General features: G+C 42.6%; 22 protein-coding genes. 16 read left to right on the plus strand and 6 right to left on the minus strand.

What is annotated here, in order from left to right; genetic code table 11:
• The first annotated feature begins 13 nt into the window (after positions 1–13).
• The 11 genes from EPX21_RS06745 (at position 14) to EPX21_RS06795 (ending at position 13,175) form a co-directional block, all read left to right on the plus strand.
• Positions 14–994, plus strand: coding sequence for a DUF6427 family protein (locus EPX21_RS06745; RefSeq protein ID WP_134088906.1), 981 nt, complete (start codon positions 14–16; stop codon positions 992–994).
• Positions 995–1,112: 118 nt separating this feature from the next.
• Positions 1,113–2,426, plus strand: a complete 1,314-nt coding sequence (locus EPX21_RS06750) for a hypothetical protein (protein WP_134088907.1) — start codon at positions 1,113–1,115, stop codon at positions 2,424–2,426.
• 77 nt (positions 2,427–2,503) lie between these two features.
• Positions 2,504–3,064, plus strand: a complete 561-nt coding sequence (lptC, locus tag EPX21_RS06755) for an LPS export ABC transporter periplasmic protein LptC (RefSeq protein ID WP_166670702.1) — start codon at positions 2,504–2,506, stop codon at positions 3,062–3,064.
• 144 nt (positions 3,065–3,208) lie between these two features.
• Positions 3,209–5,314: a SurA N-terminal domain-containing protein gene (locus tag EPX21_RS06760; RefSeq protein WP_134088909.1), complete on the plus strand. Its 2,106-nt coding sequence runs from the start codon at positions 3,209–3,211 to the stop codon at positions 5,312–5,314.
• 112 nt (positions 5,315–5,426) lie between these two features.
• Positions 5,427–5,942: a DUF2480 family protein gene (locus EPX21_RS06765; protein WP_134088910.1), complete on the plus strand. Its 516-nt coding sequence runs from the start codon at positions 5,427–5,429 to the stop codon at positions 5,940–5,942.
• A gap of 43 nt (positions 5,943–5,985) precedes the next feature.
• Positions 5,986–6,762, plus strand: coding sequence for a DUF3108 domain-containing protein (locus tag EPX21_RS06770; protein WP_134088911.1), 777 nt, complete (start codon positions 5,986–5,988; stop codon positions 6,760–6,762).
• Between the two features lie 46 nt (positions 6,763–6,808).
• On the plus strand, positions 6,809–7,378 hold the full coding sequence (locus tag EPX21_RS06775; RefSeq protein WP_134089019.1) for a DUF3109 family protein: 570 nt from the start codon (positions 6,809–6,811) through the stop codon (positions 7,376–7,378).
• Positions 7,379–7,760: 382 nt separating this feature from the next.
• Positions 7,761–9,314 (plus strand): Do family serine endopeptidase, encoded by a 1,554-nt coding sequence (locus EPX21_RS06780; RefSeq protein ID WP_134088912.1) that lies wholly within the window; start codon positions 7,761–7,763, stop codon positions 9,312–9,314.
• 298 nt (positions 9,315–9,612) lie between these two features.
• Entirely contained in the window at positions 9,613–10,386 is a 774-nt protein-coding gene (locus EPX21_RS06785) for a succinate dehydrogenase cytochrome b subunit (protein WP_134088913.1), read from the plus strand.
• A 44-nt stretch (positions 10,387–10,430) separates the two neighbouring features.
• A complete protein-coding gene (locus tag EPX21_RS06790; RefSeq protein ID WP_134088914.1) occupies positions 10,431–12,368 on the plus strand; it encodes a fumarate reductase/succinate dehydrogenase flavoprotein subunit in 1,938 nt (645 codons plus the stop codon).
• A gap of 45 nt (positions 12,369–12,413) precedes the next feature.
• Positions 12,414–13,175 (plus strand): succinate dehydrogenase/fumarate reductase iron-sulfur subunit, encoded by a 762-nt coding sequence (locus EPX21_RS06795; protein WP_134089020.1) that lies wholly within the window; start codon positions 12,414–12,416, stop codon positions 13,173–13,175.
• 80 nt (positions 13,176–13,255) lie between these two features.
• Here EPX21_RS06795 and EPX21_RS06800 read toward each other — a convergent pair whose 3' ends face one another.
• From EPX21_RS06800 to EPX21_RS22630, 3 genes are all read right to left on the minus strand, one after another.
• Entirely contained in the window at positions 13,256–14,878 is a 1,623-nt protein-coding gene (locus tag EPX21_RS06800; protein ID WP_134088915.1) for an energy transducer TonB, read from the minus strand.
• 25 nt (positions 14,879–14,903) lie between these two features.
• Positions 14,904–15,275, minus strand: a complete 372-nt coding sequence (locus EPX21_RS06805; RefSeq protein ID WP_134088916.1) for a BlaI/MecI/CopY family transcriptional regulator — start codon at positions 15,273–15,275, stop codon at positions 14,904–14,906.
• A 169-nt stretch (positions 15,276–15,444) separates the two neighbouring features.
• On the minus strand, positions 15,445–15,621 hold the full coding sequence (locus EPX21_RS22630; RefSeq protein ID WP_166670703.1) for a hypothetical protein: 177 nt from the start codon (positions 15,619–15,621) through the stop codon (positions 15,445–15,447).
• A gap of 266 nt (positions 15,622–15,887) precedes the next feature.
• Between EPX21_RS22630 and EPX21_RS06810 the strand changes: the two genes are divergently transcribed.
• The gene (locus EPX21_RS06810) at positions 15,888–16,895 is read left to right on the plus strand and encodes a sensor histidine kinase (protein WP_134088917.1); all 1,008 of its coding nucleotides are present in this window, start codon (positions 15,888–15,890) and stop codon (positions 16,893–16,895) included.
• 17 nt (positions 16,896–16,912) lie between these two features.
• The gene (locus EPX21_RS06815; protein ID WP_134088918.1) at positions 16,913–17,632 is read left to right on the plus strand and encodes a LytTR family DNA-binding domain-containing protein; all 720 of its coding nucleotides are present in this window, start codon (positions 16,913–16,915) and stop codon (positions 17,630–17,632) included.
• A 14-nt stretch (positions 17,633–17,646) separates the two neighbouring features.
• On the opposite strand, the gene EPX21_RS06820 is transcribed toward EPX21_RS06815, so the two are convergent.
• Both EPX21_RS06820 and EPX21_RS06825 read right to left on the minus strand, forming a co-directional pair.
• Positions 17,647–19,389: a S41 family peptidase gene (locus tag EPX21_RS06820; protein ID WP_166670704.1), complete on the minus strand. Its 1,743-nt coding sequence runs from the start codon at positions 19,387–19,389 to the stop codon at positions 17,647–17,649.
• Positions 19,390–19,503: 114 nt separating this feature from the next.
• Positions 19,504–19,719: a hypothetical protein gene (locus EPX21_RS06825; protein WP_134088920.1), complete on the minus strand. Its 216-nt coding sequence runs from the start codon at positions 19,717–19,719 to the stop codon at positions 19,504–19,506.
• A gap of 187 nt (positions 19,720–19,906) precedes the next feature.
• Here EPX21_RS06825 and EPX21_RS06830 point away from each other — a divergent pair, with 187 nt between their 5' ends.
• On the plus strand, positions 19,907–20,506 hold the full coding sequence (locus tag EPX21_RS06830) for a porin family protein (RefSeq protein WP_166670705.1): 600 nt from the start codon (positions 19,907–19,909) through the stop codon (positions 20,504–20,506).
• A 47-nt stretch (positions 20,507–20,553) separates the two neighbouring features.
• On the opposite strand, the gene EPX21_RS06835 is transcribed toward EPX21_RS06830, so the two are convergent.
• A complete protein-coding gene (locus tag EPX21_RS06835; protein ID WP_134088922.1) occupies positions 20,554–20,940 on the minus strand; it encodes a group III truncated hemoglobin in 387 nt (128 codons plus the stop codon).
• 507 nt (positions 20,941–21,447) lie between these two features.
• Between EPX21_RS06835 and EPX21_RS06840 the strand changes: the two genes are divergently transcribed.
• Positions 21,448–21,819 carry a hypothetical protein gene (locus tag EPX21_RS06840; protein ID WP_134088923.1) on the plus strand — a complete coding sequence of 124 codons (372 nt, stop codon included), beginning with the start codon at positions 21,448–21,450 and terminating at the stop codon, positions 21,817–21,819.
• 18 nt (positions 21,820–21,837) lie between these two features.
• A complete protein-coding gene (locus EPX21_RS06845; RefSeq protein WP_134088924.1) occupies positions 21,838–22,581 on the plus strand; it encodes a peptidylprolyl isomerase in 744 nt (247 codons plus the stop codon).
• Positions 22,582–22,607: the final 26 nt, after the last annotated feature.

The raw sequence follows: 22,607 nt of genomic DNA on the forward strand, positions 1-22,607 counted from the left end.
AAGGAAAAGCAGAATGATTAATTTATTCAGGAAATTTACGCCCTCTAACCTGTTATTTTTAATAGTTATAGCTTTTCTTCTATGTATCGGCGCCTTCATCCACCTGCCTGAATCGTTTCACCCCATACTTTTTGAGCAGGCGATTATGGCTTTTGTAAAAAATGCGAACGATTTGACCTTGACCCCGCTGTCGAGCGTTTTAATCACCTTAGTGCTAACCGTTGCACAGGCTCTTTTACTAAACCGCATTGTTGATAATCACAATTTGCTGGGAAGGCCTACCTTTCTACCGGCATTGATGTATATTACCACCGCGAGTCTTTTGTTACCATTCCTCGCTTTAACGCCTACGCTGATCTGCAATTTTCTTTTAATTTGGATGATCGATAAATTGCTGAAGACCTATCATCGTCCGGAAGTAAAGTCTACTTTATATGATTTAGGCATGCTGGTGGCCTTGGGAACCCTGTTCTACTTCCCTTTCATCTTAATGTTCTTACTATTATGGACCGCCCTCATTATATTTAGGCCCTTCGATTGGCGCGAATGGGTGGCCGGACTTCTCGGCTTCATAACGGTTTACTTTCTTCTCGGTATTATCTACCTGTGGAACGACCGCATACGCGAGTTTTACGCAATTTGGAAACCTTTAGCAAATCCATTCCCGACATCATACGATATAGAGCTTTACGACTATTGGGTACTGCTTCCTTTAGCACTCGTTTTAGTCCTTTTTCTGAATACACTTAGAGAAAACTTTTATAAAAGCATTGTTCACGTTAGGAAATCGTTTCAGCTGTTGTTCTTTATGTTTCTGTTTGGTGTTTTCTCTTACTATTTAAAATCCGATGCACCCCAATATCACTTCTTGATATGTGCGCCACCGATTTCTATTTATATGGCTTATTATTTTAATTTCGCTAAAACGCAGTGGTTTTACGAGAGCATCTATGCTATCTTACTCATTGCTATCTTATACTTTCAGCTTTTTTAACCAAGTAAAACTGTGTGTTTTAACCTTTTTTAACAAAAACACCCTGCTTCACAACTAAAAAATAAATAGCTTTGCAATCTCGAATTGAGATATACAGCTTCATGAACAGTAGATCCGCATGAGATTACAGATTAAGAAATACCTTTATATCATTGGAATATGCATTAGCGCAACGGCTAATGCGCAAACGAACAGCAGCTCACCATACTCGGCTTTTGGGCTAGGGGCTTTAAGAGGTGATCAGTTACCTCAGTACAGGGCGATGGGCGGGCTTTCAACAGGCGTGCGAAGTTTAGGAGGCTATAGCAATATTAACACCGCCAATCCGGCGGCCTATTCAAGCATCCAAATATCAACATTTGATATCGGAGCCTATATGAATAGAACGATTCTCGAAAGGGGGGGGGTCAGCGAAGCGAGTGGAAATTTTGCCCTAAACCACCTCAATTTTGCTATTCCGCTAAGTCAGCGGTCGGCCTTTAGTTTCGGCCTGATGCCGTTTTCGGATATGGGCTATAATTATGCTTCCCCTATGTCGTTCGGCAGTGCAGACACCACTCGGGCCAATCGGGTTTTCTCCGGAGAAGGAGGCCTCAGCAAAGCGTACATTGGCTACGGCGTGCAAATTGGGAAGCACCTGAGCGTAGGAGCTAACGTTTCTTACCTCTTCGGAAAACTAAATAACATAAGCGGCATCGAATTCCCTAACCAATTGGGCGCAACGAATTCTAAAATTGAAAACACGCGCGAAATTAACGGATTTAATTATGATCTTGGTCTTCAATACCATACTACATTAAATGAAAAGACACTATTGACCCTTGGTTATACCAATAGCCTCGGAACCAAGCTGAACTCAACCGCTTCTGAAGTTGTAACACGATATGCAAGCTACGTTTCGGGAGATATCGTTAACCCTACACTCGACACAGTATCTTCCGTTTTTGGAAATGAGGAGAAAATCACCCTACCTATGCGGCATAGTTTTGGTTTCAGTATCAACAGGGCAAATAAGTGGTTGTTGGGTGCCGATATCCGCTATGCCAAGTGGTCCGATTATAGAGACGGGTCTCTTTTTGACGATCAAACACAATACGAAAATAGCTATGGTGCAAGCGTAGGTGGACAATGGACACCGGATATTACATCGATCCGCTATTGGAATGTGGTAGACTACCGTTTCGGATTACGATACGACAAAACCTATCTCAATCTGAACGGACAAGATATAAATGATATGGCCGTCAGTCTTGGCCTGGGTCTCCCAATACGGGCACAGGCTGGTATCCAAGCTTACTACAAAATAAACCTCACGGCGGAATATGGTCAAAGAGGAACCTTAACAAACAATTTGGTAAAAGAGCGATATTTTAACTTTACCGTATCCTTTATGTTGAACGACCGCTGGTTCCAACGGTATAGGTATGACTAATTAACAGGCGGAAATACCCAGATGAAATGTATTTGATGACTGATCGGTTAATCAAAATGCTCAAAAAAAAGAAAGCCATGGTTTGCAAGCACACCATGGTTTCGTTGTTTTTCGCCGCTTTTTTTCTATCGGCGTGCGAAAACGACTTGAAGGACGTAGAACGGATAGCAAACATCAATGCTGAAGAGCCCATCGACGTTTCTTATGGCGTAACAGTTGTTTACAGCGATTCCGCGATCGTAAAAGCAAAACTGATTTCCAGCAAGATGATTAAGCACAATATAGACAGTCCATTTTACGAATTCCCAAAGGATGTGCTCCTGATCTTTTACGATAAAAACCAACAAGAGGAAAGAAGAGTGACCTCCAAATACGGCTTATACTTTGAAAAGAAAAACCTTGTCGAGTTGCGACACAATGTAGTAGTGACGATGGCTGACGGAACCGTTTTCAAGTCTGAGGAACTATTTTGGGACAACGATAAACGTATTTTCTTCAATAAATTACCCTTAACTATTACGAGTCCCGATGGCAGTATTTTGGAAGGAAACTTCTTTGAAGCGGACGAGAACTTTGAACACCGGAAAATAAATGGCGCCAGAGGCGTATACAATTTAAGGGAAGGTGACGGATTGTGACAATACTAAACAGTAAATACTTTTTTTATTGTTAAAAATTGTATCTTGCGCCCTCATTTGAAAAAATGTGGTTATTATTTTAAACACTTAGTAAGCAATAAATAAAGAACTTAAAACCTTCAATCAAAATAGTATAAAGAGCATATGGGATTAATGACCTTTTTGCGAAACCGCGCGGGAATAATCATTGTAGTAATTATCGGTTTGGCAATCGTAGCATTTTTATTAGGCGACGTTATCCGTTTCGGAACCCCGTTTTGGGCGTCCCATCAAAATGAAGTCGGGAGTATAGATGGCGAATCTATATCGTATACAGACTTCAACAGTCAAGTGGAGCAAAGTGTCGACAACATGCGTCAGCAAATGGGAGGCAATATGAATCCACAAATGACAGCTTATGCTGTTGAAGATGCATGGAATCAAAATTTAAGACGCTTATTGCTTGACAAGGAGCTGAAACGCATCGGCTTAGGCGTAGGCAAAAACGAGTTGCAGGATTTAGTGACCGGCAAAAATCCGTCTCCTATGATCGTCCAGAATTTCGGTAATCCACAAACTGGAGAAATAGACCGCAACCAGTTAAACCAGTTTCTTGCCAATGTAGCAAAAGAGCCCGGAAACAGTGAGCTGAGTAGGCAGTGGGGCGCCTTTTTGGAAGCAATGAGAGACAACCGCTTGCAACAAAAATACAACAACCTGATACAAAACAGCGTTTATGTTACGTCATTGGAAGCGAATGAGGACTATAATCAACGGAATAAAATCGCCAACTTCAGTTACGTTTTATTGGATTATGCTTCCATTCCTGACAAGGACATCAAATTGACAGATGCCGACTATCAGAAATACTACGATGAACACAAAGCGGCTTTCAAAAACCAGATGGAAATGCGTTCATTTGATTATGTTGTCTTTAATGCACAGCCCACCGCCCAAGACACTGCGTTGGCTAAAGAAACGATTACCAAGTTGACAGAAGAGCTCGCAAAGTCGACCAATGACTCTCTTTTTGCAATATCCAATTCGGAACAGAAGCGCCCTGTTTCTTATATAAAGAAAGGCACATTAAGCCCCGCTTTGGATTCTTTAGTGTTCAATGCGGCAAAGGGCACCACCGTTGGTCCGGTATACGCAAATGGTGTATATGAATCCGCTAAAATTTTAGATGTACGTAATAGTCCCGATTCAGTTACTGCACGTCATATTTTATTAAATCCGGCCACTGAAGGGGGCATAGACAAAGCGCTGGCGAAAGCAGATTCTATTAAAAATTTGGTTTTAACCGGTGGCAATTTTGCCGCTTTAGCCGTAGAGTTTGGTACGGACGGAACGAAGGATAATGGCGGTGAACTAGGAACCTTTGCCAGAGGCAGTATGATTCCTGCTTTCGAAGATGCCGTATTCGACGCAAAACCGGGCGATGTGCTCGTTTTAAACACGCAATATGGTGTTCACGTTATCAAAGTAGATGCGCAAAAAGGGATGTCGAAAGTGGTAAAAGCAGCCATCATCGACAAGAGCGTCACCAGCAGCAACGAAACCTTACGGACAGCCTACCGAAAAGCGTCTGATTTCTATGGAAAAGCCAACAGCCAAAACTTTGCCGAGGAAGCAAAAAAGGCAGGTTTGACCGTAGAGCATGCAGACAATATCACACCAATGCAAGGCTACTTACCTAATCTCGAAACACCAAGAGAAGTTATAAAATGGGCTTTTAAGGCTGACAAAGGCGATTTGACAGATAAGGTTTATGAACTTGACAACCAATATGTGGTAGCCAAACTCACCAGTATCCGCCCCAAAGGACAGCTGGCCCTGGAAGATGTTAAAAAAGAAATCGAACCGGCCGTTTTGAACCGGGCAAAAGCCGTTAAACTGCAACAAAAACTGAACGAGGCCTTAAACGGAGCAAAATCAATTGAGCAGGTAGCGCAGAAGGTGGGTAAAACACCGAAAGCCGAAGAAAATATCGTTTTTGCAAATCCGGTATTGCCCGGCGTTGCACAGGAGAATAAAGTAGTAGGTACCGTGTTCGGATTACAGCCTAAGCAACTTTCAAAGCCAATTGAAGGCACACAGGGCGTCTATGTGGTGCAGGTTACCGACTTTGTAAACCCGCCAGCCCTTGATAAAGTTGATCAACAAAAACAGCAGGTTCGGCAGCAGCTAAGACAAAGAGCTTCCAACCAGTCCTTCCAAGCTTTATTAGATAAAGCAGACATTAAGGACAACCGTGTGAGGTTCTACTAAAATTAATTATTCATACCTTTGTATCCGGATAAGTTTTAAGCCTTATCCGGATTTTTTATTTAGTAAGGTATTGCCCTTCATCCGGCAATCCATATATAATTTTAAGTAGCGTATGGAAATCCAAGAAAATATTGTCAACAGAGTTGCTAACAGTGGCCTATTAACCTTCGATTTGGCAACGCTGAAATCAAACGCTGAAATCGAAGTTTACGACATAAAAGAAAATCTTTTTCAAGGGCTTATTCTGCGCGAAAAAGAATTTCGCAGCTTTGTAAAGGAAAACGATTGGTCCAAATATACCGGAAAAAATGTACTGATAACCTGTACCGCCGATGCCATTGTGCCTACTTGGGCCTACATGCTTCTAGCAAACAAATTAGCACCTTACGCAAACGAAATCTTTTTCGGCGAGAAAAAAGTATTCGAAGATATATTGTTTGAAAGGGCTCTGTCGAGGATCGATATGGAGCAGTTCAGGGATCAGCGCGTGGTAGTAAAAGGCTGTGGCGACATAAAAGTTCCCGAATCTGCCTTTGTGACTTTCGCTTATAAACTTTCGAAAGTGGCCAAAAGCATCATGTACGGTGAACCCTGTTCGACAGTTCCGATATTTAAACGAACAACGTAAATTGTCGTCTAAGACCTTAGCAACTTAGCGATAAACTTTAACGATGAAAAAACTACTGGCTATTATCATCTCCATCAGCTTCTCAGGTCAAGTATTTGCGCAGGCACTACCCTCCCTGAAAAAAGCAGTATTTCAACCCGGAGAAGAGCTTACTTATAAACTAAAGTATGGGTTTATATCGGCAGCAGAAGGTGTCCTAAAGGTGCTTCCGTCCGACCTAACGTTCGACGGAAAACCGACTTACCATTTAAACGCTGTTGGTAAAACGTCGAAAGCGTTCAACATTTTTTACAATATCCGCGATCAGTACGACTCGTATATCGATCAGAAAACATACCTCCCTTATTTCTTTAGCGAAGACATAAAAGAAGGCAAGTATAGGAGAAATGATAAGATCCGGTTTCATCAAGATAAAAGGAAAATAGAGGCCACGCGTGGAAATTTTACCGCAAAAGAGCCGCAGACATTTGACTTACTGTCTGCATATTACTTTTCCAGAACAATTGATTTGTCCAATATAAAAGAAGGAGATTCCTTTAAGCTCTCGTATTTTTTAAAGGATTCCTTGGCTTACCTTTATATTACCTATCTGGGAAAAGAGAACATAAAAACCCCTTTGGGAACACTGAGATGCTTACGGTTTAGTCCGTCGCTGGAGCCCGGACGAGTATTTAAAAAGGACAGTAAGCTTCATCTTTGGGTAACGGATGATGACAACCGGATTCCCGTTAAGGCACAAGTGGATATTTTAATAGGTGCTGTAACACTCGAACTTACAGGCGTTAAAGGCTTAAAATATCCGCTGAAAAAATTAAAATAAACGACAAAAAGACAGAAAGTGACATTCTGTCATACAAAAAACTATGATGATAGAAGTTGGAGAAGTATTGGTTAATGAAGAAATCATTAAGGAGCAATTCGTTTGCAACCTAAACCAGTGCAAAGGAGCGTGCTGTGTGGAAGGCGACTCAGGTGCTCCCCTTGATCAAAATGAACTGGCTACCTTGGCCGAGATCTACCCGAAGGTGAAACCGTACATGACCCAAAAAGGCATCGAAACCATCGAAAGCGTCGGTACACATGTAGTGGACTCAGATGGGGATCTAACAACGCCCTGTGTGGATGGAAACAAGGAGTGTGCATACGTAACTTGGGAAAACGGCATTACAAAATGCGCCATAGAGATCGCCTATCAGCAGGGCGAAATACATTGGCAAAAGCCCATATCTTGCCATTTATACCCTATCCGCATTACAAAATACCCGGAGTTCGACGTACTGAACTATGACCGCTGGCATATCTGTCATGACGCCTGTTCGTTTGGTCGCGAGCTAAAAGTGCCGGTATACCGCTTTTTAAAAGGGCCGCTGACAAGAAAATATGGCGAAGACTGGTTTAATGAGTTAGAAGAAGCAGCTCAGTCTCCTCATATTTAAGAATCGGCCTTTATCTCATCGGTATAAGCGGTTGCACTGAGGGCTCATACTTGTCTCTGCCGCACCTCTCATGCCCCTTCGCATGAGCAGCCTTATACAGATTTCATATAAATCGTGTTTTTTAAGTTTCTTTAACATTTTTTAACAGAAATGACAAGCGAAAAATTTGCCTTTAAGCCCCAAATGGTATTACTTTTGAAATAGCCAAACCAAAGTTTGCAGCATGCAACTAAAGATGCAAACCGGCTAAAACAAACAGAAGCATAAAGGGCTTTAACCGAGGGGTCAGCCGAAGGAAATTTTCCTCGAACGAAAACTGACATGCCCGGCGCAAAGACGATAGGCTTCACTGGATTTAACAACCGCTAAAAACAAATAGAAAATGAAGAAAATAGGATTAACACTACTAACAGCCCTTATTGGTGGAGCGGTGGCTGTTGGAGGTTACAAATTGTTGGAGAAGAAACAAACTAACAACATGTCGTTTGAAGAACGGCAGCAGCTTCACTATGCGAGCAACCCAAGCAACATCACCGCCTCAACGGGAAATTTAGATTTTACACAGGCAGCGGCCGCTGTTACGCCAGCTGTCGTTCATATAAAAACCGAGTATCAACAATCTGCCCGGTCGGGAGGCGACCCTTTCCAAGATATGTTTGAAGAGTTCTTCGGCGTTCCTCGCGGCCGTCAAAGGCAAGCGCAGCCGGCACGCGCCTCGGGTTCCGGTGTGATCATTTCTACTGACGGATACATCGTTACCAACAATCACGTGGTAGAAGGAGCAGATAAAATCACGGTTGAGTTAACCAACAAAAAGGTTTATGACGCTAAAATTATTGGTCGCGATCCAAACACCGATTTAGCCCTAATCAAAGTAAGTGCAACCGGCCTGCCTATTGTTAAACTCGGCAATTCCGATGAAGTGAATATCGGTGAATGGGTTTTGGCCGTTGGCTATCCGCTCGGCTTACAGTCTACGGTGACCGCCGGTATTGTCAGCGCAAAAGGTCGTGCCATCGGTATCTTAGCCGACCAGCAACGGCAAGAGCTTTATCAGCAATGGCAGCAAAATGGTGCTGACCCCAATAATATCCCTGCGAGCTCAGCTGTAGAATCCTTTATTCAAACAGATGCAGTGATCAACAAGGGAAATAGTGGAGGTGCTTTGGTAAACGCAAACGGCGAGTTAATCGGTATTAATGCCGCCATCATGTCGCAAAGCGGTTATTATGCCGGCTATGGCTTTGCGATTCCTGTTAACCTGGTCAAAAAAATCGCGGATGACTTCGTAAAGTACGGCAGTGTAAAACGCGGATACGTTGGCGTCACCTTCCAAGAGCTGAATACCGAGACAGCAAAAGAACTCGGAGTCGAGGAAATTAACGGACTTTACGTTAATAGCGTGGTACCTAACGGTGGTGGAGCTGCCGCAGGACTGAAAAAGGGTGATATCATCACAAAAATAGATGGAAATTTGATTTACTCAAGCCCTGACTTACAAGAACGTGTAGCTCGACTCCGTCCGGGCGATAAAGTAAAACTTACTTACAAACGCGATGGTAAAGAAAAAGAAGTCGTAGTGACTCTAAAAGGCGATGAATCGATTAAATCTGACAAGGAAGGCAAAACGGGCAGCAACCGCAGCACCGCAGAACTGTATAATAAGCTTGGAGCAGGCTTTATCCCGGCCAATGCCGAACTGAAAAAGAAATTCAATATTTCTTCTGGCGTTGTGGTTTCTGAAGTGAGGAGAGATGGCTTGTTCGCCGAGTACAACGTGCCAAAAGGCTTTATCATCACCTCGATAAACGGTAGACCTGTTAATAATGTCGATGACGTTGAAAACGCGCTGGCACACGGCAAGAACGACATGATTCAACTCAGTGGCGTTACACAGGACGGCGCTCGTTATACCACTACATTCCCTTTGAAATAACATAGCATAACCTTTAACAGAAGGGCTCTTCATACGAGGAGCCCTTTTTTTATGAAACGGCTATTAATTTTTCCATTTTTTATCCTCAGTGGTATGAATAAACTTATTACAATCGGTTCAAGCCGCCGAGAACCTTAGATTAGAGATGCATGCAAGGTGTGAAGAAATGGACTATAAATTGTGCAGAAACAGATGAACATTAGAACAATTCTAAATTGCGTAAATAGATCCCGATTATTATGTCATTATAAAATCAAATAAATAGCTTTGCCTACCATTATTAAAAATAACACATAAAATGAGTAGTTTTAATCAAGCATTAACTTCCACATTAGGGAAAAAACTAATCATGGCCTTGACCGGTTTGTTCTTATGCGCATTCCTGATAGTACACCTGATTGGTAATCTCCAATTATTTAAGGATGATGCAGGCAAGGCGTTCAACGACTATGCCTACTTCATGACGCATTTTACTCCTATAAAAGCGGTGTCTTATTTATTGTACGCGTCTATTATAATCCACGCCCTTTATGCTTTAATACTGACCGTGTATAATAGAAAAGCGCGGCCTATTGGCTATGCGAGTTTTGCCGGCGACAAAAACAGCACTTGGAGTTCAAGGAACATGGGCATCTTGGGCACTGTACTGCTTGTGTTTATTGCCACACACATGGCGAACTTTTGGTGGAAATTCCATAATGACGAAGTGCCTTATATAGAGTACCGCACCGATCTGAATACGCTCGAAACACAAGTTACAGAGTTAAACGCATCGGAATTTACTGATTACCAAAACTTCACGCAGGACGGACAGGAAGTAACCAGAGCACGGGACTTGTACAAGCAAGTTGCATATGCCTTCCAGAATCCTATATTGGTGGCCTTTTATGTGCTGGCGATGGCTGCCATGTCTTTTCACCTGATACACGGATTCAACAGTGCATTTCAGTCGCTGGGATTCAACCATAGAAAATATATTCCGATTGTACGGTTTTTAGCACTTTGGGTATTCGGCATTATCATTCCGATAGCATTCGCTGCTATGCCACTGTATTTTTTCTTTTGTAAATAAATTCACTTTTAGCTCGCTAGAATTGAGATAAAAATAGAATAAAGATGATGTTAGATTCTAAAATACCAGAAGGCCCATTAGCCGAGAAATGGTCAAAACATAAATTCAATCTTAAATTAGTTAACCCGGCCAATAAACGTAAGTTTACGATCATTGTTGTCGGAACGGGTTTGGCAGGCGCATCCGCGGCTGCATCACTTGCAGAACTAGGCTACAATGTAAAAACGTTCTGTTATCAGGACAGCCCTCGTCGTGCGCACTCCATTGCTGCACAGGGAGGTATAAATGCCGCAAAAAATTACCAGAACGACGGCGACAGCGTATATCGGCTGTTTTATGACACCATCAAAGGAGGCGATTACCGTGCGCGCGAAGCAAACGTATACCGCTTGGCAGAAGTGTCTGTAAACATTATCGATCAATGTGTGGCGCAAGGCGTTCCTTTTGCTCGCGAATATGGCGGCCTGTTAGATAACCGTTCTTTTGGAGGAGCACAGGTATCACGTACGTTCTACGCACGGGGCCAAACGGGACAACAGCTTCTATTAGGCGCTTACTCCGCGCTGAACCGTCAAATTAACGCTGGCAAAGTGACATCGTATACTCGTCATGAAATGTTAGACGTCGTAATGATCGACGGACATGCGAAAGGAATTGTTACCCGCGACCTGAAAACGGGCAAAATAGAATCGCATGAAGGACATGCTGTTCTATTATGTACAGGTGGCTATGGAAACGTATTCTTCCTTTCTACCAATGCAATGGGTTGTAACGTAACAGCGGCCTGGAGAGCCCATAAGCGTGGTGCATTCTTCGCCAATCCATGTTATACGCAGATTCACCCAACCTGTATTCCGGTTACCGGCGACCACCAGTCTAAATTGACTTTGATGTCGGAGTCCTTACGTAACGATGGTAGAGTGTGGGTGCCTAAAACTGTTGATTTAGCAGAAAAACTTAGAAAAGGGGAATTGAAGCCCTCCGATATCAAAGAAGACGATAGAGACTACTTTTTGGAGCGCAAATATCCATCTTTCGGTAACCTCGTTCCGCGCGATGTGGCTTCCAGAAATGCAAAGATGATGTGCGATGAAGGAAGAGGTGTAGGTAAAACCGGACTGGCTGTATTCCTTGATTTCGCTGACGCCATCCAACGTATGGGCGAAGACACGGTCCGTGCTAAATACGGTAATCTATTCGATATGTATTATCAAATTACCGATGAGAATCCTTACCAACAACCTATGCGTATCTATCCTGCCGTGCATTACACAATGGGCGGTCTGTGGGTCGATTATAACTTAATGACCAGTATCCCAGGCTTATATGCATTAGGCGAATGCAACTTCTCAGACCACGGTGCAAACCGCCTTGGCGCGTCGGCCTTAATGCAGGGGCTAGCAGATGGTTATTTTGTTATTCCTTATACCGTTGGTGATTACCTAACAAGTTTGGGAAGTTTTGCTCCGGTCGACAAAAATCATCCGGCATTTGAGGCTACACGAAAAGAAGTCGAAGGAAAAGTCAACAAGTTGCTTAGCTTGAAAGGATCAAAAACCGTTGATGATATCCATAAGAAATTAGGCCACATTATGTGGGAATATTGCGGCATGGCCCGCAATGAAGAAGGATTGAAAAAGGCTAAAGGTATGATCCAAGAGCTTCGGAAGGAATTTTGGAGCGATGTTACCGTGCTGGGCGAAAACGAGGAATTAAACCTTTCTTTGGAAAAGGCCGGTCGCGTAGCCGATTTCTTAGAACTCGGGGAACTTATGGTTGATGACGCACTGAATCGCAGTGAATCTTGCGGAGGACACTTCCGTGAAGAAAGCGCTACACCGGAAGGGGAAGCAAAACGAGACGATGAAAATTTTGCTTACGTAGCAGCGTGGCAATATAATGGTGATAACCAACCAGAAACGCTTCACAAAGAACCACTTGTTTTCGAGAACGTGAAGTTAACCCAAAGAAGTTATAAATAGTTAACCACTCAAACCATATAGAGCATCATGAGTGAAGAAAGAACAATGAATTTAACGCTAAAAGTTTGGCGTCAAAAAAATGAAAACGAAAAAGGTAAATTTGTTACCATACAAGCTAACGGCATCTCTTCAGATATGTCTTTTCTAGAAATGCTTGATGTTGTAAACGAAGACCTAACAAGAAAAGGCGAAGACCCTATATATTTTGACCACGATTGCCGTGAGGGTATTTGCGGCATGTGTTCGCTGCATATCAACGGTCGGCCACATGGCCCAAAGCAAGGAACTACGACTTGCCAACTGCACATGCGCAGCTTCCACGATGGCCAAACCATCGTTATTGAACCATGGAGAGCCGCAGCCTTCCCGGTTATCAAAGATTTAGCGGTTGACCGTACGGCCTTTGAACGTATTCAGCAAGCGGGCGGATATGTATCGGTTAATACCGGTGGCGTCCCGGATGGTAACGCTATTCCTATTCCAAAACCAAGCGCGGACGAGGCTTTTGAATCGGCTACCTGCATCGGTTGTGGTGCTTGTGTTGCCGCGTGTAAAAATGCTTCGGCAATGCTCTTCGTGTCTGCGAAGATATCACAATATGCTTTATTACCTCAAGGCCAAGCTGAGCGCTATCAAAGAGCACAAGCAATGGTTGAGCAAATGGACCGCGAAGGATTCGGCGCCTGTACCGTGACAAAAGCCTGTGAGGCGGAATGCCCGGTAGGCATCAAATTGACAAATATCGCACGAATGAACAGAGAGTACTTTAACGCGAAGTTTTTTAAAGAAAAGACTGCTCATTCATAAAATCGTTTTACACTAACTAAACTAGAAAGCGGTTTCCCCTCTGAGGAAACCGCTTTCTTACTTTCTATACTATCTTATCCTTAGAGACTTCGCGAATTTTCCGCCTTCGGCTCAGCTTTGCTTAGGTTTATTTGAATGGGAAGACTATAGGAAACGCGGACAGACTCACCATTTTTCTGACCGGGCGACCACTTCGGAGAGCCTTTTAATAAATCAATTGCCGCTTGCCCTGTTCCATAGCCTAAATCCTTAAGTACCTCGATGTCATTCAGCGTACCGTCCTTTTCGATGACGAACGACAATAAAAGCGACCCGTTAACCCCTTTCTCCTTTGCCTCTGTGGAATAGCGGAAATTCTCTCCAATCCACTTGTAAAAGGCCCGCATCCCTCCAGGAAAACTTGGCTGCACATCCAGTTCATTAAAATCGGTCGCCTTTTGCTTAGTACTGTCTTGCCAGCGAACATCAGGTTTTTGGCTACTTGCTGATGAACCGTAACCGACGATAATAAGTTCTTCCAAGTTTGCATAACCTGCCAGCTTAGCAAGGGCAATATCAGGCTTTGCCCCAGAGCGATCTCTCCGGTGGTCTCCCTCGTCGTATTGTAGCATAAACTTCACACGAAGAAGATTTTTCCCTGTCGGCATCTCTTCCTTCACATCCGGTTGTAGTAGTACACGAATGACTTCCTTTTCCTGTTCATAGCCGAAGCTATTTACAACCTTGGTTTCTATCGAGTTATTCTTTTTCTCGAATGCAATATCAACAATCCCTTCTGCTCCATCTACTTTAGCCTTCGGCAGATATCGTATATTCGATCCCACTAACTTATAAAAATTAGTTGCTTTCTGATCGTGCCGTGCTAAATCTGCCACTTGATCGCTTACTTTAGCTGATGAAAATATCAGCATCCCAATGAACAATGGCACTACCAAAATATATTTTAGTAAGGCCGATCTTTTCGATTTGTTTTTTAAAAGCATAACAATTCTGTTTTTTATAAATGATTGATTTAGAAAGTTATTGGTTAGGACAGACGATGATACCGAGAAGGTACGGCCAAGTAACAATTCGGCATAGGCAATTCTATCTGCATCACTGCGGTTTATCGCTTCATCGGCGATATACTCGTGCGTTAATTTCAAGGAATCTGCTAGATAATATACCACCGGGTTGAACCAGTTGAAAACCTTAACCAACTCGACATAGAGCACGTCCAACGTGTGTAGTTGCTTTGCGTGTACAAGCTCATGCTCCATGACTTTCGCACTACCTTCCTGCTCCGTATCCACCTTAATTGTACGAATGAAAGAATAAGCATCGCCGTAATTGTTTGTCTGCAATCGCTTTCTTAACCGCTTCATTTTCACGGTAAGCAACAAAAATTGTATTAGCACCCCTCCTATATACACATAAATCCACAAAGGCACCCTTACCCCACTCGCCCTATTAAGCAGATTTCTGTCGGCTTCCATATCAATAGTTACCGAGTCCAAACCCGATCTTGCAACAAAGACGGTTGACGATCTAAAGGCATTTTGTAGCCATTCCAACTGAATGAGTGGAAGGATAAAAGATAACACGGCGATCCCCACCAGATAGACTCTATTGAGCTGAAAAAAGGTCTCGCGCGATAAGAAAATCCTGTAAAACCCATAAAATAGGATCAGGTAAACGTTGGCAATAATCAGATAGTTCATCATAATCGGTATTTTAATCGTTAGCCCTCTATTTCTTCTTCGCTTTCTCCAATAAGCGTAATAGCTCGTCCGCCTCCTTTACATTCAACTTATTCTCTTGAAGGAAAAAAGAAAGCATACTCCGCGGAGAGTTGTCGAAGTAACCGGACAGCAATTTACCCGCTGCAAACTCTTTATAAGTATCCTTACTTATTTTCGCAAAATAGCGGTAGCTTTTACCAAAACTTTCATGCCCGACAAAGCCTTTGGTTTCGAGTATGCGAATAATGGTAGAGACGGTGTTATATGCCGGCTTCGGCTCATCCATCTGCTCAATGATGTCTTTCACAAAAGCTTTTTCCAGCTTCCAGAGCTCTTGCATTACCTGCTCCTCAGCTCGCGTTAATTCCCTGATTTCCATATTGAATAACATTAATAACACAAAATTAAAACTAATATATTAGTTTTGCAACTATTTTTTTAGTTATTGTGGAGAAAAAGAAAGCCCATCGAAAAATGGGCCTATAGATATCATGAACACAAACCCCTTGGCTGTGCCTTCTGGCGGAGCGCTCTTCTGTCCGGTAATGCTAGAATAAGAGGATCCTTACATTTAAATACTTCGGAATACTTAAAAAAGACGCATTTAACTCAACCGATGGTTCCATCACTTCCCTGTCGACATGGACACAAATCACCAAGGCCGCTATCAATATAGGAATCAATAACAACAAGAAGGGGGAAATATTTGATAAAAGCCTTTTCATATTTCTAGGGTTTGCGTGTTAACTCTTATTTGATTATTTTACAAATAAACGAGTGTTTTCTATTTTATTAAAGTTTTTTAGACTAACACGTCATATTTATAGACCAACTGGCTACCTTTCTATGTCGCCGATAGTAAGGCGTTCATCGCTCAGCCCGGGCTGTTTGTCTATCAAAACGCTAAAAGTGTTATAGAAAGGATATATTTGCTATATTAAACAACCATAGTACCGTACTTAACAACTAGAAACAGGAACAAGCGGCATCAATGAAAAAAAGCCATATTCTTTATCACATCTTGGTTTGGCTTGCTTTAGCCACTCTATTGTTTTTAACCAATGACAACAAAAGCAGTGTTCCTCACCTACTCTTTTATCTCCTATTTACCGTATTTAATGTAGGCGTTTTCTATCTCACTTACTTTTTCATCGCTCCATACTTCATTGGAGATAAGCGTTATTTGTCGGGCACCATTATTTCTATATGCTGCCTACTCGCCAGCTCCTTTATCAAATTAACAATAGCAGTCTATAACGAGCCCATTCTTATGCGCTATGGGGATCATCTCGAGCGGACCTTGAGTAAAGAGGAGTATTTCACCTCTGCTACTATTATTACCTTGTTTTTTATGTTACTGGGCTATGCCTTTAGACTGGCCACCAATTCTTATCAAATGGAGCAGGCAAGGAAGACCTTAGAAACAGAGAAGCTAAACGCGGAACTCGCTTTCTTAAAGACCCAGATCAATCCACATTTTCTTTTTAATTCACTTAATAACATTTATTCACTCGCTTACCAGAAATCAGATAAAGCGCCCGAAGCAATTTTAAGGCTATCTGAGATTATGCGCTACATGCTGTATGAGAGCAACGACGAAAAAGTATTATTAGAAGACGAGGTGAACTATCTTGAAAACTACATAGAACTTCAAAAGCTGCGGGTTAAGGAACAAGTGTATCTGGATCTTCATATAAACATCGATAATTACCAACACCGCATCATGCCACTGCTTGTGATCTCCTTTTTGGAAAACGTTTTTAAACATGGCGTGGCTACCGACAAGGAGCATCCTATCCGCATTACTGTTGAAGTCCTAAACAGCCGCTTATACTTTAAGGCGCAGAACAAGAAAAACAAACTGAATAAAGATAAATCCGGGGGAATTGGACTCACCAACCTTAAAAGAAGGCTGGAGCTTGGCTATCCTGATAAGCACACCTTTATCATTCAAGATAACGAAGATTATTACAGCAGCGAATTATTTGTATATTTATAAAAGTAAATTTGTGAATCATGATACGATGTTTAGTAGTTGATGATGAACCCCTGGCATTGGACATTATAGCGGATTATATTCAGAAAGTGCCCGAGCTCACCTTATCGGCAACGACAACAAGCGCCATCGAAGGCCTAGGCTTGGTACAGCAGGGAGTCATCGATTTAGTCTTTCTAGACATACAAATGCCCGAACTAACCGGTATCCAGTTTTTGAAGATTATTAACGGAAAATGCGACGTCATTCTCACCACCGCTTATCCTCAATACGCCCTTGAAGGCTATGAACTGAACGTTACTGATTACCTGTTAAAACCAATCGCTTTCGACAGGTTTTACCGATCTATTCAGAAAGTGACCAACCAAAAGAACCACTTTCAAAAAAACCAGCAAGCCGAGTTACAGAACCACAATAAAAATAATGAGTTCATTTTTGTAAAAACTGAGCATAAGATTCAGCGAATTGACTACGATGACGTCTACTATATTGAAGGACTGAAAGACTATATCTCCATTTATACCTCGAATGAAAGGATTATTACCCTCCAAAATATGAAAAGGATGGAGGAAACACTCCCTGAAGAACGATTTATCCGTGTCCATAAATCGTACATTGTTGCTCTCGAGAAAATAGAAAGCATAGAGCGTGGCAGGATTTCATTAAAAGAAAAGCTTATCCCAATAGGGGATACGTACCGGGAATCATTCTTCAAACGCATCGGCGAAAAGTATAGCTAGCGAAAATCCCTTTTCTATTCGAGCTCGTCGGCTGACGCTAAGTGAAGCTTAGGCTTTCCAATAATGTGATAACTCCCTTTTCCAGCCAGTACATCGTTATAAACTAACTTGTTCTCAACGGTTAAGATCTGTTTTGCCCTTCCAACGGCTTCATCCCTAGCCAAGGCCACACGGTATCTCCCTTTTTGAAAGTAATACCGCGATGCAATCTCTTCCTCCAACTGTGCCTTTATATCGTCTTTATATAGCCTGAGCTCTCTATCTTTGAATCCCGATATCTTTTCGTCAAGCAGCTTTAGTACATCGGCAGCTTCCCCGCCGTGGCCTTCTTCTTCTAATGCTGATCCGAGATTCCGAAGCGCTTTTTCTGCTGGACTGCTATAGCTGAAGTTATGGGTCGACAAATAACGCAGAAAATCGTTATAGTCTTCATCCGACAAGTGAAAGGAGGAAAGATTTTTCACTAAACCGTGCTCGTGAAAATAACGGGTCGCGTAGTCCGAAATTAAAAATTTGCCCTTTAACGCACGTATAATAGCACTCCTTTTTACCTCATTTATCTCGATATCAGGAAAAATACCGTTTCCACTAAACACTTTTCTACCATTCCGTGTACTGAACTCGGCCATCAAACTATCGTTAATCCTTATCGCTTTACCGTTAGCATCTTTGTGGGTGTAGTCAACTGCCTGGATGCACCGGCCCGAGGGCGTATAATATTTTGCTACGGTGACTTTCACCATATTGTTATAGGGAAGCCGATAGGTTTGCTGTACAAGCCCTTTGCCGAAACTCTTATTTCCTATTATAACCGCACGGTCCAAGTCCTGCAAAGCGCCGGCTACAATCTCAGATGCCGAAGCTGAGCGCTCGTTTATTAACACCACCAGTGGCAGATCGGGCGCTACCGGAACTTGCTTGGTGACGTAAGCAAAGCCTTTATTATCTTCATGCCTGCCTTGTTGGGACACGACTTCTTGCCCTTGCTTAACAAAAAGGTTCAGGACCTTTACCGACTCTTGTAATATCCCGCCGCCGTTATCTCTTAAATCCAACACAAAGCCTTCCAAAGGCGCTGCTTTATTCATGTCGAGCATCGCTTTACGCACCTCGCCCGCCGCCCCAGTTAGAAACTTATCCAGTTTTACGTAGCCAATATTTCCGGACAACCTTGCGGAATAACTGACATTGGGCTGTGTAATATTCTGACGCACCGCTCTTATCGCCTCCTCTTTTCCTGCTATACCCTTTTTTACAAGCAGCTCAACCACTTCGCCTTCTTCTCCTTTTAAGAGCCGACTGACCTCCGCAGCATCCATACCATGAACGGAAACACCATCAATGCGCAAAATTTCGTCTCCAACTTCCAGGCCGGCCTTATGGGCCGGGTACCCTTCGAACAGCTCTGCAATTTGGACCCGCTTATTATCCCGTGCCACAATTCGGGCACCTAATCCGGCATACTTCGTGTCGACATACCGAAGACGGAACTCGGCTATTTCGGACTCCGGAACGAACTCGGTGTACGGGTCTAGCTCTTCCAGCATCGCGTTTATCCCCTTTTTTATCAACTGATTCGGGTTTACATCGTCTACATAAGTCAGGCTAACTTGCCGATAAAGCGCAGAAAATATCTCTAAATTTTTCCCGATTTCGAAAAAATCGTCCTTTACAAAGGTAAAAGCGGTGAATAAGGTGCCTACAACTAACCCTATAAATAGCTTTACCATTCGGTTACCTTTTATTAATCTATTCATCAGCCTATTTTTATGGATGGAAAAACACGCTTTAGTGACGCTCATTGGCTGCCCCCTCACTTCCATAAACGATCGGTATGGACTAAGGGCGAAAATGGAAATGCTGGATATCCACTAAAGTCTGTTACCCGACAGATTTGCTAATCCCTTCTGCAAGGTAAACAAAACATACTCCGGCTTTCTTTTAACGCGTATCGATAGTCTGTTGACCAGCTCTTGCTCCTGCCCGGCCTGATAGGCCAAATCTTCGTCAGTAAGATGATTGTATTTTCGCTTGACCTTCTCCTTGAGAACCTTCCAGTCAGCTTCCGTTAAAGTAAAAGACATCATATATCCGGTTTTAAACAAACTTAAAAACAAAATTTTACTAAATCAAACAGGGAACCCTAAAATATGCCTCTTACCGTAATCCGTTACTACTATTTTAGGCTCGAAATTTGCGGAACCTCGATCGGTACCGCAAAATAGGTGCTAAACTTTACCGTATATGCTATTAACAATTAAAACACGTATTAACATGAAAAAAACACTTTTATCTATTTGTATACTGATTAGTACACTTGCAACCGCGTCGGCGCAATTACTTCCCACTTTTCAACTCGGTATTAAGGGTGGCCTAAACTTTTCTTCGTTGAAAACAAATGATAACTGGCTGGACGGAAGCAGTCGTACAGGTTATCAGGCAGGCCTATGGGCGCGTATCGGCGGCGCCGGCTTTCATTTTCAACCAGAGCTTTATGTAACGGGCAAAAATGCCAAAGCCACCGTAAACGAAACAGATGCTGAAGTAAAAATGGATTTCACCAGTTTAGACTTGCCGCTATTATTGGGAACAAGAATCGGATTAGGCCCAATTGCCGCACGCATACAGGTCGGTCCGGTTATTTCTTTTTTAATTGATAAGGACAATTCTGTATTCGACCGCCTGGGCCAGGTAGGAAACACAGGCGCTTATAAAGATCAGGCAATCGCATTAACCGGCGGTGTTGGTGTGGACATTATGCGGCTTCGAGCAGATTTACGTTACGAACATGGCTTGAGCAGTCTAACAAAAGACGGGGCTAGATCGCAAAAAATTAATTTGTGGACCATCGGTATCGGCTATAGGCTCTTCTAGCCGAGGCGGTACGTAAAAAGGTGTTTGCTCCCAAAAGCAAACACCTTTTATTTTTTCGCAACCGGATATACCCTAAGTTTATTCTGCATAATGACAGCGATGCTGTTCGCTCTGAATTTGGCTTCGTCGGCCTTTTCCCCAACAAAGAGTTCATCTACCGTATCTTCCCAAATGCGGAGCCATCTCTCAAAATGTACTGGCTTAAACGAATCTAAAAAGTGCAAGTTCATATGCTTAAAAAGCATTCCGCCTTTATACTCGCCGGTTTGAAAAAGGATATTGCCCCAGAACGACACAATGGTAGGAATATGCTCCTCCCAGTTTATGGATACCACCGTTGTGAAATAATGACCGATTACCGCATCTTTTGTGGCTCGTTCATAAAATAAGCGAACTAATCTTTCAATATCTGCTTTGTCCCTTATGTCGTTCATAGCCGTAAACTGTTAACAACCTTAACCTTTTATACAAAGATACCGATATAAAAAAAGGCCACCAAGATTTTGGCAGCCTTTCCGTCAGATACTAAAACAAACAGTACATACTTCTAAAGTACTTTACCGTTACCTTCAACTCCGCTTTAACGCTTATCCTCATTAAAACGAAGTAATTTCTTTATATCGATTCATCCTTTTATAGGATTCATCCATTTACGCTTTCATTTTTTAACCACTTGTCGCAATGCAGACAAGTCTTAAGAACTATTTGATGGTTAGCATTAAGGGCCTTGTTGTTCCGTCTTACCCTAACCGATTCATACACCTCTATAGAAATAACGTGCCAGAAAATAAAAACGCGCTAGGGTGCCTTTCACGGCCATTCCACTTCCAGTTGCCACAGCATCGCCGCCACAATGTGTGGATTTTTATTCACACATTGAAGCTTTTGTCTGTTTTGCTTTATTCTTCGTACCTACCGCACGATATATTATCTTTGTAAGCATGAATGCATCAGAAATAAATAGCCGCTGGCGTGAACTGCAGAAATTTACTGCGACCCATTTCGACACGGAGACACCCGATATAAAGGTGTTTTTGTTTTTAATTGGGGTGCAAGAGCTGGGGAAGGGACCGCAGAAGTTCTCTAAACGGGAGAAGGAAGAGCTTATGCACATTGCAACGTGTCGGTTGTTTAGCGAAATGGGTTTTTATGAACTGGAGGGTAGCGACCAGGAAGGATGGCCACATTGGAAATTGGTTAAATCGATTCCTAACTATACGTTATTAGAACAGGAGCTCATTTTAAAGTCGCTTATTATCGACTATTTTGAAGAACATATACCGAATTCCACAACAAATAGAAATTTATTATAATTGACCAGCGTTCCTACCATGAAGAAAATATCTCTTTTCTTATCCTTATCATTGCTCAGCTTACTTACTTTCGCAGCGAAGTCGCCATACACCTATGTTCGTATTTCAGTAAATGATACCGCCTGCATTGTACGGCTCTATAACGAAACACCCCAACATCGAGACAATTTCATTAAGCTGGTAAAAGAGGGTTTCTATAATGGCACTCTTTTTCATCGTGTAATAAAAGATTTCATGATCCAGGGAGGCGACCCGGACTCGAAAAACGCTTCACCGGACGCACTCCTTGGTGAAGGCGATTTAGATTATAAAATTCCGGCTGAATTCAATGATAGCCTTTTTCATAAAAAAGGTGCATTAGCGGCCGCCCGGGATAACAATCCGGAAAAATCATCTAGTGCTGCGCAATTTTACTTGGTTCAAGGTAAAACCTATACCGCTAAAGATTTGGACCGCTTGGAGCAACTGAAACTGGGGGGTAGAAAAATACCGGCTTATCAGCGCACAATATATGAAACAGTAGGCGGTACGCCTTTTCTAGATCAAAGTTACACCGTTTTTGGAGAAACGGTAAAAGGCATCGCTTTAATTGACAGTATTGCCACGCTTCCGACGGACAGCAATGATCGCCCTCTTCAAAACGTCTCAATGGAAATGAGTATTCTTACTCCATTGGCCACAAGAAAGCTCGAAGCCGAACTGAATGGCCAACCTTACAAGCCAAACATCTTTAGACGATTTTTAGATCTTTTTGCGAAATAGGAGACGACCAGGCTTCATTACCACAA

Origin of the sequence: Olivibacter sp. XZL3, from assembly GCF_004368405.1 — a bacterium.
Lineage (GTDB): Bacteria > Bacteroidota > Bacteroidia > Sphingobacteriales > Sphingobacteriaceae > Olivibacter.

Excerpts from the sequence above, each read along its gene's own strand:
- EPX21_RS06745 (WP_134088906.1), top strand. The coding sequence starts at position 14 with ATGATTAATTTATTCAGGAAATTTACGCCCTCTAACCTGTTATTTTTA.
- EPX21_RS06750 (WP_134088907.1), top strand. The coding sequence starts at position 1,113 with ATGAGATTACAGATTAAGAAATACCTTTATATCATTGGAATATGCATT.
- lptC (WP_166670702.1), top strand. The coding sequence starts at position 2,504 with ATGGTTTGCAAGCACACCATGGTTTCGTTGTTTTTCGCCGCTTTTTTT.
- EPX21_RS06760 (WP_134088909.1), top strand. The coding sequence starts at position 3,209 with ATGGGATTAATGACCTTTTTGCGAAACCGCGCGGGAATAATCATTGTA.
- EPX21_RS06765 (WP_134088910.1), top strand. The coding sequence starts at position 5,427 with ATGGAAATCCAAGAAAATATTGTCAACAGAGTTGCTAACAGTGGCCTA.
- EPX21_RS06770 (WP_134088911.1), top strand. The coding sequence starts at position 5,986 with ATGAAAAAACTACTGGCTATTATCATCTCCATCAGCTTCTCAGGTCAA.
- EPX21_RS06775 (WP_134089019.1), top strand. The coding sequence starts at position 6,809 with ATGATAGAAGTTGGAGAAGTATTGGTTAATGAAGAAATCATTAAGGAG.
- EPX21_RS06780 (WP_134088912.1), top strand. The coding sequence starts at position 7,761 with ATGAAGAAAATAGGATTAACACTACTAACAGCCCTTATTGGTGGAGCG.
- EPX21_RS06785 (WP_134088913.1), top strand. The coding sequence starts at position 9,613 with ATGAGTAGTTTTAATCAAGCATTAACTTCCACATTAGGGAAAAAACTA.
- EPX21_RS06790 (WP_134088914.1), top strand. The coding sequence starts at position 10,431 with ATGATGTTAGATTCTAAAATACCAGAAGGCCCATTAGCCGAGAAATGG.
- EPX21_RS06795 (WP_134089020.1), top strand. The coding sequence starts at position 12,414 with ATGAATTTAACGCTAAAAGTTTGGCGTCAAAAAAATGAAAACGAAAAA.
- EPX21_RS06800 (WP_134088915.1), bottom strand. The coding sequence starts at position 14,878 with ATGATGAACTATCTGATTATTGCCAACGTTTACCTGATCCTATTTTAT.
- EPX21_RS06805 (WP_134088916.1), bottom strand. The coding sequence starts at position 15,275 with ATGGAAATCAGGGAATTAACGCGAGCTGAGGAGCAGGTAATGCAAGAG.
- EPX21_RS22630 (WP_166670703.1), bottom strand. The coding sequence starts at position 15,621 with ATGAAAAGGCTTTTATCAAATATTTCCCCCTTCTTGTTGTTATTGATT.
- EPX21_RS06810 (WP_134088917.1), top strand. The coding sequence starts at position 15,888 with ATGAAAAAAAGCCATATTCTTTATCACATCTTGGTTTGGCTTGCTTTA.
- EPX21_RS06815 (WP_134088918.1), top strand. The coding sequence starts at position 16,913 with ATGATACGATGTTTAGTAGTTGATGATGAACCCCTGGCATTGGACATT.
- EPX21_RS06820 (WP_166670704.1), bottom strand. The coding sequence starts at position 19,389 with ATGAATAGATTAATAAAAGGTAACCGAATGGTAAAGCTATTTATAGGG.
- EPX21_RS06825 (WP_134088920.1), bottom strand. The coding sequence starts at position 19,719 with ATGATGTCTTTTACTTTAACGGAAGCTGACTGGAAGGTTCTCAAGGAG.
- EPX21_RS06830 (WP_166670705.1), top strand. The coding sequence starts at position 19,907 with ATGAAAAAAACACTTTTATCTATTTGTATACTGATTAGTACACTTGCA.
- EPX21_RS06835 (WP_134088922.1), bottom strand. The coding sequence starts at position 20,940 with ATGAACGACATAAGGGACAAAGCAGATATTGAAAGATTAGTTCGCTTA.
- EPX21_RS06840 (WP_134088923.1), top strand. The coding sequence starts at position 21,448 with ATGAATGCATCAGAAATAAATAGCCGCTGGCGTGAACTGCAGAAATTT.
- EPX21_RS06845 (WP_134088924.1), top strand. The coding sequence starts at position 21,838 with ATGAAGAAAATATCTCTTTTCTTATCCTTATCATTGCTCAGCTTACTT.